Raw genomic sequence first — 2,285 nt, 5'->3', positions numbered from 1 at the left:
CGGTGGTGGTGGTGGCGGCGGTGCCGCCGGCATCGCGGCGGCCGCAGCCGAACTGCAGGTGGCGGCCCAGAACGCCAGCGCCGGCGCACCGGAACTGGGCGCGTTCGTCGCCCAGGTGGCCAGCGGGTCCAGCAATGCCGCTGAAACCCAGCGCACCAGCGAGATCCGCGCCGCCTACAGCCAGATGGTCGCCGCCGATTGCGCCCGCGTGTTCGGCGAAGGCTATCCGTTCGGCAAGGGCAGTGATCTGGCCCCGGCCGACGTGTCGCGCGTCGCGTCCCAGATGTCGGGCTTTGCCCGCGACACGCTGGGCAGCCTGCTCGACCGGCCGGGCGGCAAGAAGGCCTGGGGTTGGATTGCCGAGCCGACCGTGCGCAGCTTCCGTGCCACCTCGGCTCGGCAGTTCCAGCGGGTGGCCGATGTGGAAGCGTTGATGGGCGGCAATCTCGTGCTGCGCGTCTCCGCCATGCCGGGCATCAAGGGCGGCGTGCGGCTGCGCACCGGCGGCGTGCCGATGGACCTGGTGCCCGGTGGCGCGCCGGAACGCTTTGGCTGGTCGTCTGCCGGCAGCCAGATCGCCGAACTGGCGCCGCTGCAGGGCGGTTCCGCCCCGACGCTGCGCGAGGAAGGCCCGTGGTCGCTGTTCCGCCTGCTCGACAAGGGCCGCAAGCAATTGCTTGGCAATGGCCGCTATCGTTTCTTCTTCGGGGCGGAAGCGGCGGTGGACGTGGAGGTGGTTTCCGGCCCGGATCCGTTTGCGGCAGACGGGGTGTTTGCCCTGCGGTGCCCGGCGGCGCTGTGATGGGGAGGGGCTGATGCTGGCTGCCGGCCTGTTCGGCAAGGTGCCCGCGCACGGCGATTTCGTCTGGCGCGGCTGGTCTGACGGGCTGGTGGCACGGCTTGATCACTGGCTCACCCAGGGGTTGTCGTCCCTGCGCGGCGCGCTGGGGGAAGGGGCCTATGCCGAAACCATGGCCAATGCGCCGCTCTGGCACTGCTGGCTCACCGGGCCGGCGGGCGAGTGCTTGCACGGGGTGATCACGCCCACGGTGGATTCGGCCGGCCGCATGTTCATGCTGGTGGCCGGCGTGTCCGGCCCGGCGGCCGACGTGTGGGCGGTGGCGAGCCAGCATCCGGCTTTTGCTGCCACGGCCGAAGCCGCCGCCTATGACGCGCTGGCCGGCGGGCTGGATGCCGATGGGCTGGCCAGCCGGCTGGCCGAAGCGGTGCCGGCGGTTGACGGCGTTGGGCGTTTCCTCGCCTCGCTCTCCTGCCCGGCCAGCAGCGCCTTCTGGGTGCCCAATCCAGCCGCCGGGCCGCCGGTGGCGCTGCCGGCGGAGGCGCTCGATGCCGGTACGCTGGACCATCTCGTGCGGGGAGCCACCGCCCATGCGGCTTAGATACCGGTCTGCCATGCGCACCCACACCGGGCTGGTGCGCAAGCTGAATGAGGATTCGGGCCTGGTGCGCGATGACGTGGCGCTGTGGCTGGTTGCCGATGGCATGGGCGGCCACAGCCATGGCGACTGGGCCTCGCAGACTTTGGTTGGCCACCTCGCCGAGGTTGATCTGTCAGGCCCGGTGAGCGAGCGCGGCCCGGCCATCGTGGCGGCGATGAACGCCGGCAATGCTGCGATCGTCGATGCCGCCACCAAGGCCGGCAGCCAGATGGGCACAACGGCGGTGCTGATTCATCTCGAAGGGCCGGAACTGCTCTGCCTGTGGGTGGGGGACAGCCGCGCCTATCGTTTCCGCCGCGGCGGGCTGCAGCAGATCAGCCGCGATCACAGCGTGGTGCAGGAATTGATCGATCGCGGCCTGCTCGATCCCAGCGAGGCCGAAACCCACCCGATGGCGCATGTGCTGTCGCGCGCAGTGGGCACCGAGGCCGAACTGAAGATCGAAGCCATTCATGATCAGGCCATGCCGGGGGACCAGTATCTGCTGTGCAGCGACGGGCTGACCAAGGTGGTGCCGGAAGAGACGATCGCGCGGCTGCTGCGGCTGCCGTCGCCCAACGCCGTGGCCGATCGGCTGGTTGCCGAAACGCTGGCGCACGGCGCCCCGGATAATGTAACGGTGATCGTGATCTCCGTGGAGGAAGTCACCGAATTGATGCGGATCGACGAATGAGCACTGAGGACGAGACCCCCGAAGCCCCGAAGCCGCCAGCAGCCCCGGCCGGCGGCGAGCGGACGGTGATCGCCTCGCCCGATGCGCTGGCCGCCGCGTTGGCCGGACAGACGCCGCCGCCCGAAGCCGCGCCGTCGCAGCCACCGGTCTCT

Annotated in this window: 3 protein-coding genes; all 3 read left to right on the top strand. The window is 70.5% G+C overall.

Features of this window, described 5'->3' with window-relative positions:
* A partial coding sequence (locus GJ693_RS15565; RefSeq protein WP_156257151.1) for a type VI secretion IcmF C-terminal domain-containing protein occupies positions 1–802 on the top strand: 802 nt, incomplete at its 5' end.
* A gap of 13 nt (positions 803–815) precedes the next feature.
* Complete coding sequence (tagF, locus tag GJ693_RS15560) at positions 816–1,400, top strand: type VI secretion system-associated protein TagF (protein ID WP_197042272.1); 585 nt, start codon at positions 816–818, stop codon at positions 1,398–1,400.
* Positions 1,401–1,413: 13 nt separating this feature from the next.
* Positions 1,414–2,133, top strand: coding sequence for a PP2C family protein-serine/threonine phosphatase (locus GJ693_RS15555; protein WP_197042271.1), 720 nt, complete (start codon positions 1,414–1,416; stop codon positions 2,131–2,133).
* Positions 2,134–2,285 lie beyond the last annotated feature (152 nt).

Origin of the sequence: Sandarakinorhabdus oryzae (genome assembly GCF_009733735.1) — a bacterium.
Lineage (GTDB): Bacteria > Pseudomonadota > Alphaproteobacteria > Sphingomonadales > Sphingomonadaceae > Sandarakinorhabdus > Sandarakinorhabdus oryzae.
The sequence above is the reverse complement of the archived record's forward strand: the minus strand, read 5'-3'. Positions and strand labels throughout refer to the sequence as shown.

Bases quoted from the DNA above. Each gene is read 5' to 3' on its own strand.
- tagF (WP_197042272.1), top strand. From the start codon at position 816: ATGCTGGCTGCCGGCCTGTTCGGCAAGGTGCCCGCGCACGGCGATTTC.
- GJ693_RS15555 (WP_197042271.1), top strand. From the start codon at position 1,414: ATGCGCACCCACACCGGGCTGGTGCGCAAGCTGAATGAGGATTCGGGC.